Below are 16,013 nucleotides of genomic sequence, written 5' to 3' on the forward strand. Positions count from 1 at the left end.
GGTGACCACCAGTTACGAAGAAGTTGTCGAGGCACTGCGAGCATCGCTCAAGGAGAACGAACGTCTCCGGCGCGGCAGGGATCGGTTCACTGCGGAGAAGGACGATCCCATCGCGATCGTGGCGATGAGTTGTCGTTATCCCGGTCAGGTCTCCTCGCCGGAGGACCTGTGGCAGCTGGCTGCCGGCGGTGTGGACGCGATCTCCGAAGTTCCGGGGGATCGCGGTTGGGACCTGGAAGGCGTGTTCGATCCGGACTCCGATCGTCCTGGCACGTCGTATGCCTGCGCGGGCGGTTTTCTTCAGGGCGTGTCGGAGTTCGACGCGGGTTTCTTCGGGATTTCGCCGCGTGAGGCGCTGGCGATGGATCCGCAGCAGAGGTTGCTGCTGGAAGTCGCGTGGGAGCTCTTCGAGAGGGCTGGGCTGGAGCAGCGGTCGACACGCGGTTCCCGCGTTGGCGTGTTCGTCGGCACCAATGGCCAGGACTACGCGTCGTGGTTGCGGACGCCGCCGCCTGCGGTGGCAGGTCATGTGCTGACGGGCGGTGCGGCAGCGGTTCTTTCGGGTCGGGTTGCGTATTCGTTCGGGTTCGAGGGTCCGGCAGTGACGGTGGATACGGCGTGTTCGTCGTCGTTGGTGGCGTTACACCTGGCGGGTCAAGCACTGCGGGCCGGTGAGTGCGAACTCGCCCTTGCCGGTGGCGTCACGGTGATGTCGACGCCGAAGGTGTTCCTGGAGTTCTCCCGCCAACGGGGTCTCGCGCCCGACGGGCGGTGCAAGTCGTTCGCGGAGGCCGCGGATGGCACCGGCTGGTCCGAGGGTGCCGGACTGTTGTTGCTGGAGCGGTTGTCGGATGCCCGGCGGAATGGGCATGAGGTGCTGGCGGTGATTCGCGGTAGCGCGGTGAACCAGGACGGCGCGTCGAATGGTTTGACCGCGCCGAGTGGTTCGTCGCAGCAGCGGGTGATCACCCAGGCGTTGGCGAGTGCGGGGTTGTCGGTGTCCGATGTGGATGCTGTGGAGGCGCATGGGACGGGCACGCGGCTTGGTGATCCGATCGAGGCGCAGGCTCTGATCGATACGTATGGCCGTGATCGTGATCCTGGCCGGCCGTTGTGGTTGGGGTCGGTCAAGTCGAACATCGGTCATACGCAAGCGGCGGCGGGCGTGGCTGGTGTGATCAAGATGGTGATGGCGATGCGGCACGGGCAGCTACCCGCGACGTTGCACGTGGATGCGCCGTCGCCGGAGGTGGATTGGTCGGCGGGGACGGTTCAACTCCTTACGGAGAACACGCCCTGGCCCGAGAGCGGTCGTGTTCGTCGGGTGGGGGTGTCGTCGTTCGGGATCAGCGGTACCAACGCGCACGTCATCCTCGAACAGCCCACGGGAGCGCCGAGTCAGCCAGCGGGGCCGGGTTCGGGCTCTGTCGTGGATGTTCCGGTGGTGCCGTGGATGGTGTCGGGCAAAACACCCGAAGCACTATCCGCCCAGGCAACGGCATTGATGACCTATCTGGACCAGCGATCTGACGTCTCGTTGCTGGATATTGGGTACTCGCTGGCGATGACACGTTCGGCGCTGGATGAGCGAGCGGTGGTGCTGGGGCCGGACCGCGAAACGTTGTTGTGCGGTGTGAAAGCGCTGTCTGCCGGTCATGAGGCTTCTGGCGTGGTGACCGGATCTGTGGGGACTGGGGGCCGCATCGGGTTTGTGTTTTCCGGTCAGGGTGGTCAGTGGTTGGGGATGGGCCGGGGGCTTTACCGGGCATTTCCGGTGTTCGCTGCTGCCTTTGACGAAGCCTGTGCCGAGCTGGATGCACAGCTGGGCCAGGAAATCGGGGTTCGGGAGGTGGTGTCCGGTTCGGATGCGCAGTTGCTGGATCGGACGTTGTGGGCGCAGTCGGGTTTGTTCGCGTTGCAGGTGGGCTTGCTGAAGTTGCTGGACTCGTGGGGGGTTCGGCCGAGTGTGGTGTTGGGGCATTCGGTGGGCGAGTTGGCGGCGGCGTTCGCGGCGGGTGTGGTGTCGTTGTCGGGTGCGGCTCGGTTGGTGGCGGGTCGTGCCCGGTTGATGCAGGCGTTGCCGTCTGGCGGTGGCATGCTGGCGGTGCCTGCTGGTGAGCAGCGGCTGCGGCCGTTGTTGGGCGATCACGGTGATCGTGTCGGGATCGCCGCGGTCAACGCTGCGGAGTCGGTGGTGCTCTCCGGTGATCGGGATGTGCTCGATGAGCTTGCCGGTCGGCTGGACGGGCAAGGGCTCCGGTCGAGGTGGTTGCGGGTGTCGCATGCGTTTCATTCGTATCGGATGGATCCGATGCTGGCGGAGTTCGCCGAAATCGCACGAACCGTGGACTACCGGCGTTGCGAACAGCCGATCGTGTCGACCCTGACCGGACACCTCGATGACACTGGCAGGATGAGCGGCCCCGACTACTGGGTGCGTCAGGTGCGAGAGCCCGTCCGCTTCGCCGACGGTGTCCAGGCACTCGTCAAGCACGATGTGGCCACCGTTGTCGAGCTCGGTCCGGACGGGGCGCTGTCGGCGCTGATCCAGGAATGTGTAGCCGCATCCGACCACGCCGGACGGCTGAGCGCGGTCCCGGCGATGCGCAGGAACCAGGACGAGGCGCAGAAGGTGATGACGGCCCTGGCGCACGTCCACGTACGTGGCGGTGCGGTGGACTGGCGGTCGTTCTTCGCCGGTACGGGGGCGAAGCAAATCGAGCTACCCACCTACACCTTCCAACGACAGCGGTACTGGCTGCTGCCATCGGATTCCGGTGATGTGACAGGTGCCGGTCTGGCCGGGGCGGAGCATCCGCTGTTGGGTGCTGTGGTGCCGGTCGCGGGTGGTGATGAGGTGTTGCTGACCGGCAGGATTTCGGTGCGGACGCATCCGTGGCTGGCCGAACACCGGGTGCTGGGTGAAGTGATCGTTCCGGGCACCGCGTTGCTGGAGATCGCCTTGCACGCGGGGGAACGTCTTGGTTGTGAACGGGTGGAAGAACTCACCCTGGAAGCACCGCTGGTCCTGCCGGAGCGCGAGGCGATCCAGGTTCAGCTGCGAGTGGGCGCGCCCGAGAATTCCGGACGCAGGCCGATGGTGCTCTACTCTCGCCCCGAAGGGGCGGCGGAGCATGACTGGACGCGGCACGCCACGGGCCGGTTGGCGCCAGGCCGCGGCGAGGCGGCCGGAGACCTGGCCGACTGGCCGGCTCCTGGCGCGCTGCCGGTCGACCTCGACGAATTCTATCGGGACCTCGCAGAGCATGGCCTGGAGTACGGCCCGATCTTCCAAGGGCTCAAGGCGGCCTGGCAGCAAGGGGACGAGGTGTACGCCGAAGCCGCGCTACCAGGAACGGAGGATTTTGGTTTCGGGGTGCATCCGGCACTGCTGGACGCGGCTCTGCACGCAACGGCTGTCCGAGACATGGATGACGCACGGTTGCCGTTCCAGTGGGAAGGCGTGTCCCTGCACGCCAAGGCCGCGTCGGCTTTGCGAGTCCGCGTGGTCCCGGCTGGTGACGATGCCAAGTCCCTGCTGGTTTGTGATGGCACCGGTCGACCGGTGATCTCGGTGGACCGACTCGTGTTGCGGTCGGCTGCGGCCCGGCGGACCGGTGCGCGCCCGCAGGCCCACCGAGCTCGGTTGTACCGGTTGAGCTGGCCAACGGTTCAGCTCCCGACATCCGCTCAGCCACCGTCCTGCGTGCTTCTCGGCACCTCGGAAGTGTCCGCTGACATACAGGTGTATCCGGACCTCCGGTCGTTGACGGCTGCGTTGGATGCCGGTGCCGAACCACCCGGCGTCGTCATCGCACCCACGCCCCCCGGCGGTGGACGAACAGCGGATGTCCGGGAGACGACTCGGCATGCACTCGACCTGGTACAAGGCTGGCTTGCCGATCAGCGACTCAACGAATCCCGATTGCTCCTGGTGACACAGGGAGCAGTGGCCGTGGAGCCGGGCGAACCAGTGACCGATCTGGCGCAGGCCGCGCTGTGGGGACTGCTGCGGTCGACGCAGACCGAACACCCTGATCGCTTCGTCCTCGTCGATGTGCCTGAGCCCGCGCAACTCCTCCCCGCGCTGCCGGGGGTGCTGGCCTGCGGCGAGCCTCAGCTCGCGTTGCGACGTGGCGGCGCGCATGCGCCCAGACTGGCTGGACTGGGCAGCGATGACGTCCTGCCCGTGCCGGACAACACCGGGTGGCGATTGGAGTCCACGAGCCCGGGAAGCCTGGATGGGTTGGCATTGCTAGAGGAACCGACGGCCACGGCACCGCTGGGTGACGGGCAGGTCAGGATTGCGATGCGCGCTGCCGGGGTGAACTTCCGGGATGCGCTCATCGCGCTCGGCATGTATCCCGGTGCGGCATCGCTGGGCAGTGAGGGCGCCGGGGTCGTGGTGGAGACCGGCCCCGGCGTCACCGGCCTGGCACCCGGCGACCGCGTGATGGGGATGATCCCGAAGGCGTTCGGGCCGCTCGCGGTCGCCGACCATCGCATGGTGACGAGGATTCCCGCTGGTTGGAGCTTCGCGCAGGCCGCATCGGTGCCGATCGTCTTTCTCACCGCCTACTACGCGCTGGTTGATCTCGCCGGGTTGAGACCAGGGGAGTCGTTGCTGGTTCATTCGGCCGCCGGTGGGGTGGGCATGGCCGCGATCCAACTCGCCAGGCACCTCGGTGCAGAGGTGTACGCCACCGCTAGCGAGGACAAGTGGCAAGCCGTGGAGCTGAGCCGAGAACACCTCGCGTCGTCGCGGACGTGCGATTTCGAGCAGCAGTTCCTCGGGGCAACCGGCGGACGCGGCGTCGACGTCGTGCTCAACTCCCTCGCCGGGGAGTTCGCCGATGCGTCCCTGCGAATGCTGCCGCGCGGTGGCCGTTTCCTGGAGATGGGAAAGACGGATGTTCGTGACCCCGTCGAGGTCGCCGATGCGCATCCGGGCGTGTCCTACCAGGCTTTCGATACGGTAGAGGCTGGCCCGCAGCGAATCGGCGAGATGCTTTACGAGCTGGTGGAGCTGTTCGAGGGACGCGTGCTGGAGCCCCTGCCTGTCACGGCTTGGGACGTTCGGCAGGCGCCTGAGGCGCTACGGCACCTGAGCCAAGCGCGGCATGTGGGAAAGCTGGTGCTCACCATGCCTCCGGTGTGGGACGCCGCCGGTACGGTTCTGGTCACCGGCGGAACGGGAGCACTTGGCGCAGAGGTCGCCCGGCACCTCGTGATCGAGCGAGGGGTGCGAAACCTGGTCCTCGTCAGCAGGCGCGGTCCCGCAGCCAGTGGCGCTGCTGAGCTCGTGGCGCAACTGACGGCTTACGGTGCCGAGGTTTCCGTGCAGGCTTGCGATGTCGCCGACCGTGAGGCCTTGGCGAAGGTGCTTTCCGTAATCCCGGACGAGCATCCGTTGACCGCCGTGGTGCACGCGGCTGGTGTTCTCGACGACGGAGTGTCCGAATCGCTCACCGCGGAGCGGCTGAACCAGGTTCTGCGCCCGAAGGTTGATGGCGCGCGGAATCTGCTCGAGCTGATGGACCCGGACGTGGCCCTCGTGTTGTTCTCGTCGGTGTCGGGCGTGCTCGGCAGCGGCGGGCAGGGTAACTACGCGGCGGCCAACTCCTTCCTCGACGCATTGGCGCAGCAAAGGCAGTCGCGCGGCCTACCGACGAGATCGTTGGCCTGGGGGCCCTGGGCGGAACATGGCATGGCCAGCATCTTGCGCGAAGCCGAGCAGGATCGATTGGCGCGATCTGGGCTGCTGCCGATCTCGACCGAGGAGGGCCTGTCCCAGTTCGACGCCGCGTGCGGCGGCGCGCATTCCGTGGTGGCGCCGGTTCGATTCAGCCGCTCGTCCAACGGGAACGCGCTCAAGTTCTCCGTCCTGCAAGGCTTGGTCGGGCCGCATCGCGTCAACACGGCGGCGACTGCGGATGATGCCGAGAGCTTCCGGAAACGGTTGGGACGCTTGCCGGATGCAGAACAACATCGGATTCTGCTGGACCTCGTCCGCACGCATGTGGCGGCAGTGCTCGGATTCGCCGGTCCTCAGGAGATCACTGCGGACGGCACGTTCAAGGTGCTGGGCTTCGACTCGTTGACCGTGGTCGAGTTGCGCAACCGGATCAACGGGGCGACGGGGCTGCGACTGCCCGCCACCCTGGTGTTCAACTACCCGACGCCGGATGCGCTCGCCGCACACCTCGTCACCGCGCTGTCCGCAGACCGCCTGGCCGGGACGTTCGAGGAACTCGACAGGTGGGCGGCGAACCTGCCCACGCTGGCCAGGGATGAGGCCACGCGGGCGCAGATCACCACCCGGCTACAGGCGATCTTGCAGAGCCTGGCGGACGTGTCCGGCGGAACCGGCGGCGGCTCCGTGCCGGACCGGCTCAGATCGGCCACGGACGACGAGCTTTTCCAACTCCTCGACAACGATCTCGAACTTCCCTGATGCCTCAGCCGGAGCCTTCGCAACTTCCTGGAGGGAAACGCCACATGTCGAATGAAGAGAAGCTCCGGGAGTACTTGCGGCGTGCGCTCGTGGATCTGCACCAGGCGCGCGAGCGGCTGCACGCGGCGGAGTCGGGAGAGCGGGAACCCATCGCGATCGTGGCGATGGGCTGCCGGTACCCGGGTGGGGTCCAGGACCCGGAAGGACTGTGGAAACTGGTCGCCTCCGGTGGCGACGCCATCGGTGAATTCCCCGCTGATCGTGGTTGGCACCTCGACGAGCTCTACGATCCCGACCCGGATCAGCCCGGAACCTGCTACACCCGGCACGGCGGCTTCCTCCACGAGGCCGGCGAGTTCGACGCGGGATTCTTCGACATCAGCCCGCGTGAGGCGCTCGCTATGGACCCGCAGCAGCGGCTGCTGCTGGAAATCTCCTGGGAGACCGTCGAATCCGCTGGGATGGACCCGAGGTCCTTGCGGGGGAGCCGCACCGGGGTGTTCGCGGGATTGATGTACGAGGGTTATGACACCGGCGCCCACCGGGCAGGAGAAAGTGTCGAAGGCTATCTCGGAACCGGCAATGCGGGAAGCGTCGCCTCTGGTCGGGTTGCGTATTCGTTCGGGTTCGAGGGCCCAGCGGTGACGGTGGATACGGCGTGCTCGTCGTCGTTGGTGGCGCTGCATTTGGCGTGTCAGTCGTTGCGGCAGGGCGAGTGTGATCTGGCGCTGGCCGGTGGAGTGACGGTGATGTCGACGCCGGAGAGGTTCGTGGAGTTCTCCCGTCAGCGTGGTCTCGCACCGGATGGGCGGTGTAAGTCGTTCGCGGCGGCTGCGGATGGAACCGGTTGGGGTGAGGGCGCCGGTTTGGTGTTGCTGGAGCGGCTGTCAGACGCCAGGCGCAACGGGCATCGGGTACTGGCGGTTGTTCGTGGTAGTGCGGTGAATCAGGACGGTGCGTCGAACGGATTGACGGCCCCGAACGGGCTGGCCCAGGAGCGGGTCATTCAGCAGGCGCTCACGAGTGCGGGCCTGTCGGCGTCCGATGTGGACGCTGTGGACGCGCATGGGACGGGTACGCGGCTTGGTGATCCGATCGAGGCGCAGGCTCTGATAGCCACCTATGGACAGGATCGGGACCGGTATCGGCCGTTGTGGTTGGGGTCGGTCAAGTCCAACATCGGTCATACGCAGGCGGCTGCGGGCGTTGCTGGTGTGATCAAGATGGTTATGGCGATGCGGCACGGGGAGCTGCCGCGCACGTTGCACGTGGACGAGCCGAATTCGCACGTGGACTGGTCGGCTGGTGCGGTCCGACTCCTGACCGAGAACATCCGCTGGCCAGGGACGGGTACGCGCCGGGTTGGCGTGTCGTCGTTCGGGGTAAGCGGTACCAACGCACACGTCATCCTCGAACATGACCCGCTCGCCGTGACCGAGAACGAGGACGCAGCGCTGTCTCCAGCACCTGGGATCGTGCCTTGGGCGTTGTCCGGGCGGTCGTCGACGGCGCTGCGGGCCCAGGCCGAACGGCTGCGCGAGGTGTGCGAGCAGACCGATCCCGACCCCGTCGATGTCGGTTTCTCACTGGCCGCCACGCGCACGGCTTGGGAGCACCGAGCGGTGGTGCTTGGTCGGGACAGCGCGACATTGCGTTCCGGGCTTGGCGTTGTTGCCAGCGGTGAACCAGCAGTCGATGTCGTTGAGGGGAGCGTCCTGGACGGCGAGGTCGTCTTCGTCTTCCCGGGTCAGGGTTGGCAGTGGGCCGGTATGGCAGTCGACCTGCTGGACGCTTCGCCGACGTTCGCGCGCCACATGGACGAGTGCGCCACCGCTCTGCGGCGGTACGTGGACTGGTCGTTGGTCGACGTGCTGCGCGGAGCGGAGAACTCCCCACCGCTGGACCGGGTGGACGTGCTCCAACCGGCGTCCTTCGCGGTGATGGTGTGCCTCGCCGAGGTGTGGCGTTCCTACGGGGTGCGGCCGGCGGCCGTCGTCGGCCACAGTCAAGGCGAAATCGCCGCGGCCTGCGCAGCCGGGGTGCTGCCACTGGAGGATGCGGCCAGGCTTGTCACATTGCGCAGCAGAGCGTTGAAGGCACTTTCGGGGCAAGGTGGCATGGCGTCGCTGGCCTGCTCTGCGGATGAGGTCGCGGCGTTGTTCGCGGGATCGGGCGGCCGTCTGGAAGTTGCGGCGATCAACGGCCCGCGATCGGTCGTGGTGTCCGGCGATCTGGAAGCGGTGGAGAAACTGCTGGCAGAGTGCGCTGACAAGGACATGCGTGCACGCCGTATCCCCGTCGACTACGCCTCGCATTCAGCGCACGTGGAGGTGGTTCGGAGCCCAGTGCTGGCGGCCGCCGCCGGGGTGCGACACCGGGACGGCCAGGTGCCGTGGTGGTCGACGGTGATCGGCGACTGGGTGGATCCGGCCGGGCTGGACGGCGAGTACTGGTACCGGAACCTCCGGCAGCCGGTCCGATTCGAACACGCCGTGCAGGGCCTGGTTGAGCGGGGATTCGGCCTGTTCATCGAAATGAGTGCGCATCCGGTGCTGACCGTGGCGGTCGAGGAAACGGGTGCGGAGTCGGAGACCGCCGTGGCCGCGGTAGGTACCTTGCGACGTGACTCGGGCGGCCGCCGGAGGTTGTTGCATTCGCTGGCCGAGGCGTACGTGCGTGGCGCCACCGTGGACTGGGCCGTGGCGTTCGGGGGCGTGGGCCGACGGCTGGACCTGCCGACCTACCCGTTCCAGCGCCAGCGGTACTGGCTGGACAAGGGAGCTGCCTCCGAGGAAGCTCGTGCGTTCTCGGACCCGGCGGCGGGCTGGTTCTGGCAAGCCGTGGCGCGCCAAGACCTGAAAAGCGTGGCCGATGCCCTCGATCTCGACGCCGACGCACCGCTGAGCGCAACACTTCCAGCCTTGTCCGTCTGGCACCGTCAGGAACGAGAAAAGGTCTTGGTGGACGGTTGGCGGTACCGAGTCGACTGGGTACGGGTGGCCCCGCAGCCGGTCCGGAGTACACGGGAAACCTGGCTCCTGGTCGTTCCCCCGGGCGGCATCGAGGAAGCGCTGGTCGAACGGCTGACGGATGCGTTGAACACGCGGGGGATCAGCACCCTGCGCCTCGACGTGCCACCGGCGGCGACCAGTGACGAACTCGCAACCGAACTCCGCGCCGCAGCCGACGGTGACCCGGTGAAGGGAATCCTGTCGCTCACCGCGTTGGACGAGCGACCCCACCCCGAATGCAAGGCCGTCCCGAGCGGGATTGCCTTGCTGCTGAACCTGGTCAAGGCACTCGGTGAAGCCGATCTCAGAATTCCTCTGTGGACCATCACGCGTGGTGCGGTCAAGGCAGGCCCCGCAGATCGGCTGCTGCGCCCGATGCAGGCGCAAGCATGGGGTCTGGGGCGAGTAGCCGCACTCGAACACCCCGAGCGCTGGGGTGGGCTGATCGACCTGCCGGATGCGCTGGACGGCGACGTCCTCACAAGGCTGGGCGAAGCGCTCACCAACGGCTTGGCGGAAGACCAACTGGCGATTCGCCGGTCGGGCGTGCTGGCCCGGCGACTGGTACCCGCCCCGGCGAATCAGCCCGCTGGACGTAAGTGGCGCCCCCGAGGTAGCGCGCTGATCACGGGCGGACTCGGCGCGGTGGGCGCACAGGTGGCGAGGTGGTTGGCCGAAAGCGGAGCCGAGCGAATCGTGCTCACCGGTCGACGGGGCAACCAAGCACCAGGCGCCGCCGAGCTGGAAGCCGAACTCCGGGCCCTTGGAGCGCAAGTGTCCATCGTGGCATGTGACGTGACCGATCGTGCCGAGATGTCCGCACTACTGGCCGAGTTCGACGTCACCGCGGTTTTCCACGCCGCCGGAGCCAGTCGGCTGCTGCCGCTGGCGGAGACCGACCAGAACGGCCTGGCCGAAATATGCGCGGCGAAGGTTCGCGGCGCTCAGGTGTTGGACGAACTGTGCGACAGCACCGATCTCGATGCCTTCGTCCTGTTCTCCTCGGGTGCCGGGGTCTGGGGCGGGGGCGGTCAGGGCGCTTATGGCGCGGCGAACGCATTCTTGGACGCACTCGCCGAACAACGCCGAGCACGCGGTCTGCCGGCAACCTCGATCTCCTGGGGCAGTTGGGCCGGCGGCGGCATGGCCGACGGCGCGCCGGGCGAACACCTGCGGCGACGCGGGATACGGCCGATGCCGGCGGCGTCGGCCATCCTGGCTCTGCAGGAAGTACTTGACCAGGATGAGACGTGCGTGTCGATCGCTGATGTGGACTGGGACCGATTCGTTCCCACGTTCACCGCGACTCGCGCCACCCGGTTGTTGGACGAAGTGCCCGCGGCGAGAAATGCGATGCCCGCGAATGGGCCGGCAGAACCAGGCGGCTCGCTGTTCGCCCGCAATCTCGCGGAGCTGCCGGAAGCCCAACGACGCCATGAACTGGTGGATCTGGTGTGCGCCCAGGTGGCAGCCGTGCTCGGGCACGGCAGTCGCGAGGAAGTCCAGCCCGAGCGGGCGTTCCGCGCGCTCGGGTTCGACTCCCTCATGGCGGTGGACCTGCGCAATCGTTTGACCACCGCCACCGGGTTGCGCCTGCCGACCACAACCGTCTTCGACTACCCGAATCCGGCCGCCTTGGCCGCTCACCTGCTCGAGGAGCTGGTGGGTGAAGTCGCGTCGGCTGCGGTGACCGCTGCCAGCGCGCCTGCGGGTGACGAACCGATCGCGATCGTCGCGATGAGCTGCCGGTTTCCGGGTGGCGCGCACTCGCCGGAGGACCTGTGGCGGCTGGTCGCCGCCGGCACGGAGGTGATCGGCGAGTTCCCCTCCGACCGGGGCTGGGATGCGGAAGGCCTTTACGATCCGGATGCTTCCAGGCCTGGAACGACGTATGCGCGGATGGCGGGATTCCTCTACGACGCCGGTGAGTTCGATGCCGACTTGTTCGGCATCAGCCCACGTGAGGCGTTGGCGATGGATCCGCAGCAGCGGTTGGTGCTCGAAATCGCCTGGGAAGCCCTCGAACGGGCCGGAATCGATCCGTTGTCTCTGAAGGGCAGTGGGGTCGGCACGTACATCGGTGCTGGAAGCCGTGGGTACGCGACGGATGTGCGGCAGTTTCCCGAGGAGGCGGAGGGCTACTTGCTGACGGGTACCTCTGCCAGTGTGCTGTCGGGTCGGGTTGCGTATTCGTTTGGTTTCGAGGGTCCCGCGGTGACGGTGGATACGGCTTGTTCGTCGTCGTTGGTGGCGTTGCATCTGGCGTGCCAGTCGTTGCGTTCGGGTGAGTGTGATCTGGCGTTGGCCGGTGGTGTGACCGTGATGTCGACGCCGGAGATGTTCGTGGAGTTCTCCCGTCAGCGTGGTTTGGCGCCGGATGGGCGGTGCAAGTCGTTCGCGGAGAGCGCGGACGGCACCGGCTGGGGCGAAGGCGCGGGCCTGTTGTTGCTGGAGCGGTTGTCGGACGCCCACCGGAATGGGCATCGGGTGTTGGCGGTGGTTCGTGGGTCAGCGGTTAATCAGGACGGCGCCTCGAACGGACTGGCGGCGCCGAATGGTCCGTCGCAGCAGCGGGTGATCAACCAGGCACTCGCGAATGCGGGTCTTTCGGCGTCCGATGTGGATGCGGTGGAGGCACATGGGACCGGGACCAGGCTGGGTGATCCGATCGAGGCGCAGGCATTGATCGCAACGTATGGGCAGGCCCGGGAGCGGGATCGGCCGTTGTGGCTGGGGTCGGTCAAGTCGAACATCGGTCATACGCAGGCCGCGGCGGGTGTTGCCGGCGTGATCAAGATGGTGATGGCCATGCGGCACGACGAGCTGCCCGCCTCGCTGCACGCGGATGAGCCCACGTCGGAGGTCGATTGGTCGGCGGGGGCGGTGCGGCTCCTCACCGAACAGGTACCTTGGCCGGAGTCTGACCGTGTTCGTCGGGTGGGGGTTTCGTCGTTCGGGATCAGTGGCACCAACGCACATGTGATCCTCGAACAAGCTACGAATGCGCCAGATAGAACGGCGGAGACGGACAAATCAGAATCCGGATCTACTGTCGATATTCCGGTCATTCCCTGGTTGGTGTCGGGAAAGACGCCGGATTCCCTGCGGGGACAAGTCGAACGAGTCTTGTCTCAGGTCGAGTCCCGGCCGGAGCAGCGTTCGCTGGATCTGGCTTACTCGCTTGCTTCTGGCCGAGCCGCGCTGGATGAACGCGCTGTCGTGCTGGGTGCGGACCGCGGTGAGTTGGTTGCTGGACTGGCGGCGTTGGCCGCCGGTCATGAGGCGTCTGGGGTGATCACCGGAACTCGTGCTTCTGCTCGGTTCGGGTTCGTGTTCTCGGGGCAGGGTGGTCAGTGGTTGGGGATGGGTCGAGAGCTCTACTCGAAGTTTCCGGTTTTCGCTGCTGCGTTTGATGAGGCTTGCGCCGAGTTGGAGGCACATCTGGGGGAAGACCGCCGGGTTCGGGATGTGGTCTTCGGTTCCGATGCACAGCTGCTGGATCAGACGTTGTGGGCGCAGTCGGGTCTGTTCGCGCTGCAAGCCGGCCTCTTGGGGCTGCTGGGTTCGTGGGGTGTTCGGCCGGATGTGGTGATGGGGCATTCGGTCGGGGAGCTGGCCGCCGCGTTTGCGGCTGGAGTGTTGTCGTTGCGGGATGCGGCTCGGTTGGTGGCCGCGCGCGCCCGATTGATGCAAGCCCTGCCCTCTGACGGCGCGATGTTGGCGGTGGCGGCTGGTGAAGACCTTGTTCGGCCATTGCTGGCCGGTCGGGAGGCGTCCGTGAGCGTCGCCGCGCTCAATGCCCCCGGTTCGGTGGTGTTGTCGGGCGATCGGGATGTGCTGGCCGGCATTGTCGTCCGGCTGACCGAGCTCCGAGTCCGGACGAGGCGCTTGCGGGTCTCCCATGCTTTTCACTCGCACCGGATGGACCCGATGTTGGGCGAGTTCGCCCAGATCGCCGAGTCTGCGGAGTTCGGTAGGCCAACGACACCGCTTGTGTCGACGTTGACGGGTGAGCTCGACAGAGCTGGGGAAATGAGCACACCAGGGTATTGGGTGCGCCAGGCGCGTGAACCCGTCCGTTTCGCCGACGGCGTCCAGGCCTTGGCAGCGCAGGGCATAGGCACGGTTGTTGAGCTCGGCCCGGACGGAACGCTGGCCGTACTGGTTGAGGATTGTGCGATCGAGTCCGATCGGGTCGGGCGGATTTCGTCGATTCCACTGATGCGCCGGGAGCGGGACGAGACCCGTTCGGTGATGACAGCCCTGGCGCATCTCCACACCCGTGGTGGTGAGGTGGACTGGCAGGCGTTTTTCGCCGGCACCGGTGCTCGGCAGCTCGAGTTGCCAACGTATGCCTTCCAACGGCAGCACTACTGGATCGAGTCCAGTGCGCGGCCAGCACGCGACCGCGCAGACGTCGGCGAGGTGCCGGAACAGTTCTGGACCGCGGTTGACCAAGGTGATCTGGCAGCATTGGTCTCCGATCTGAATCTTGGTCCGGACGACGACACATGCGCATCTTTGAGTGATGTATTGCCCGCGCTGTCGTCTTGGCGAAGCGGACTCCGCAACCGTTCGCTCGTCGATTCCTGCCGGTACCGAATCAGTTGGCATTCCTCCCGGGAGGTGCAGGCCCCGAAGATTTCCGGTACCTGGCTGTTGGTCGTGCCCGCTGATGCGGATGACGGATTGGTCACGGCTTTGACGAGTTCACTGGTCGGTGGTGGCGCCGAGGTCATCCGGATCGGCCTGTCCGAAGAGGACCCGCACCGCGAGGACGTCGCACAGCGGCTGGCCAATGCGCTGACGGATGTCGGTCAACTCGGTGGCGTGCTTTCGCTGTTGGGGCTCGATGAATCTCCTGCTGCGGAATTCTCCTGCTTGCCAACTGGTTTCGCGCTGACTGTGCAGCTGATGCGGGCCTTGCGCAAGGCCGAGGTCGAGGCGCCTTTGTGGGCGGTGACGCGCGGCGGCGTCGCGTTGGAAGATGTACGCGTATCTCCGGAGCAGGCCTTGGTCTGGGGGCTGCTGCGTGTCGCGGGACTGGAGCACCCGGAGCTCTGGGGTGGCTTGATCGACCTGCCATCGGACTGGGACGACCGATTGGGTGCGCGGTTGGCGGGTGTGCTGGCGGATGGTGGCGAGGATCAAGTTGCCATTCGCCGTGGTGGTGTGTTCGTGCGGCGGTTGGAACGCGCCGGTGCGTCGGGTGCCGGGTCGGTGTGGCGTCCTCGGGGGACGGTGTTGGTGACGGGTGGTACGGGCGGTTTGGGGGCGCATGTTGCTCGGTGGTTGGCGGGTGCGGGGGCTGAGCATGTGGTGTTGACCAGCCGTCGAGGCGCGGAGGCTCCGGCCGCTGGGGAATTGCGAGCGGAGCTGGAGACGCTGGGTGCTCGGGTGTCGATTGTGCCCTGCGACGTGGCTGATCGTGACGCAGTGGCTGGAGTGTTGGCAGGGATCGGCGGCGAGTGTCCGCTGACTGCGGTAGTACACGCCGCCGGGGTCGGCGAGGCGGGCGATGTGGTGGAGATGGGCTTGGCGGATTTTGCAGCGGTGTTGTCGGCGAAGGTGCGTGGTGCGGCGAATCTGGACGAGTTGCTGGCCGGCTCGGAGCTGGATGCGTTTGTGATGTTCTCCTCGGTGTCGGGGGTGTGGGGAGCCGGCGGGCAGGGTGCGTATGCGGCTGCGAACGCCTACTTGGATGCGTTGGCCGAGCAGCGTCGGGCGAGGGGATTGGTCGGGACCGCGGTTGCGTGGGGACCGTGGGCCGGTGACGGCATGGCCGCCGGCGAAACCGGCGCACAGCTGCATCGGATGGGCCTGGTGTCGATGGAACCGAGCGTGGCTCTGCTGGCGCTTCAGGGTGCATTGGACCGTGATGAGACCTCCCTCGTCGTGGCCGATGTCGATTGGGCACGGTTCGCCCCAGCCTTCACCTCGGCACGTCGACGCCCGCTGCTGGACACCATCGACGAGGCCCGGGCCGCATTGGAAACCACCGGCGAACAAGCGGGCACAGGCAAACCCGTTGAGCTGACGCAACGCCTGGCCGGATTGTCACGGAAGGAACGCGACGATGCGGTATTGGATCTGGTGCGGGTGGAGACGGCGGCTGTGCTGGGACGCGACGATGCCACGGCCCTGGCGCCATCGCGGCCGTTCCAGGAACTCGGATTCGACTCCTTGATGGCGGTGGAGTTGCGCAACCGGCTGAACACCGCCACCGGGATCCAGCTGCCCGCCAGCACGATTTTCGACTATCCCAACGCCGAGTCGCTGTCGTGTCACCTCTGCACCGAGCTCTTCCCAACGGAGACAACCGTGGACTCGGCCCTTGCCGAGCTCGATCGAATCGAGCAGCAGCTCTCGATGTTCACCGACGAAGCGCGGGCACGGGACCGAATCGCGACACGACTGCGAGCCCTCCACGAGAAGTGGAACAGCGCATCTGAAGTACCGACCGGATCCGATGTCCTGAGCACGCTCGATTCGGCGACGCACGACGAGATATTCGAGTTCATCGACAATGAGCTCGACCTGTCCTGAGC

General features: G+C 66.7%; 2 protein-coding genes. Both read left to right on the plus strand.

Annotated elements, in window-relative coordinates; genetic code table 11:
• Position 1 precedes the first annotated feature (1 nt).
• A complete protein-coding gene (locus tag ACWDKQ_RS04125; RefSeq protein ID WP_450137280.1) occupies positions 2-6,454 on the plus strand; it encodes an SDR family NAD(P)-dependent oxidoreductase in 6,453 nt (2,150 codons plus the stop codon).
• On the plus strand, positions 6,451-16,011 hold the full coding sequence (locus tag ACWDKQ_RS04130) for a type I polyketide synthase (protein ID WP_450137286.1): 9,561 nt from the start codon (positions 6,451-6,453) through the stop codon (positions 16,009-16,011). Before ACWDKQ_RS04125 ends, ACWDKQ_RS04130 begins: the two co-directional genes overlap by 4 nt.
• Positions 16,012-16,013: the final 2 nt, after the last annotated feature.

This window comes from Saccharopolyspora sp. NPDC000995 (assembly GCF_053599315.1).